This window comes from Idiomarina sp. UBA4206, from assembly GCF_002383015.1.
Taxonomy (GTDB): domain Bacteria; phylum Pseudomonadota; class Gammaproteobacteria; order Enterobacterales; family Alteromonadaceae; genus Idiomarina; species Idiomarina abyssalis.
In genome coordinates, this window is record NZ_DFTS01000035.1 from 28,816 (window position 1) to 29,634 (window position 819).

The following is an 819-nucleotide window of genomic DNA, read 5'->3' on the forward strand; positions in this document are numbered from 1 at the left end:
GTGACAGCCATAACATCGAACACTTCTATCATGCCGGTTACCGTACCCATCAGCCCCAGCAAGGGACAAAGAGCAACCAGCGCTTTAATAACCGGTAAGTTGCCGCCAAGCGCTAAACTGGCTCGCGAGATCATTGCCTGGCGAATTTGTTCGGCATTCCAGGACGACTTGTCTTCACGCTGCTGCCAGCGTTTTAGCGTGTCTTTAACGCGGGCACGGTGTCCTTTCAGATAGTAAAAAATGCGTTCAAGAATCATCAGCCACATGGTGAAGATGAGAATACCGATGACCAGCAGCACTTGTCCGCCGGCCTCGATGAAGTCTCTAATCGCATTACTGAATTCAATGAGGAATAACACGGTTACTCTCCTCGCTCAGACCGCTCCGCAATAATGCCGGATGCTTGTTCCTGCAATATATGAATCAGATTCTTACTACGGGTATGTAAGGTGGCAAATAATAAGGTCATAGGAATCGCAACCACCAGACCCAGCACCGTTGTTACCAGAGCCTGCGATATACCGCCTGCCATCAGTTTCGGGTCACCAGTGCCAAACAGTGTTATCGCCTGGAAGGTGTTGATCATGCCGGTTACCGTTCCTAACAGACCCATCAGCGGTGCAACCACAGAAATGATCTTTATAAACGTCAGGTTACGAGTGATTTTCGGCACTTCCCGCAAAATGCCTTCACTGAGCTTCAGTTCAAGCGTTTCTGTATCCGCCTGTGGGTACTTGTCTTTAATCAGCATGACGCGACCGAGCGGGTTATCATTGCTTGGCTTGTCTTTCTTAAGCTGACGTTTAACTTTGTTACCCA

2 protein-coding genes are annotated in these 819 nt (G+C 49.0%); both read right to left on the reverse strand.

All coding sequences use genetic code 11. The annotated features are described in order from the left end of the window. On the reverse strand, positions 1-359 hold a 359-nt coding region (locus B3180_RS07205; protein ID WP_286843776.1), incomplete at its 3' end, for a MotA/TolQ/ExbB proton channel family protein. 2 nt (positions 360-361) lie between these two features. Beyond that, the coding region (locus B3180_RS07210; RefSeq protein WP_286843778.1) for a MotA/TolQ/ExbB proton channel family protein at positions 362-819 on the reverse strand (458 nt) is incomplete at its 5' end.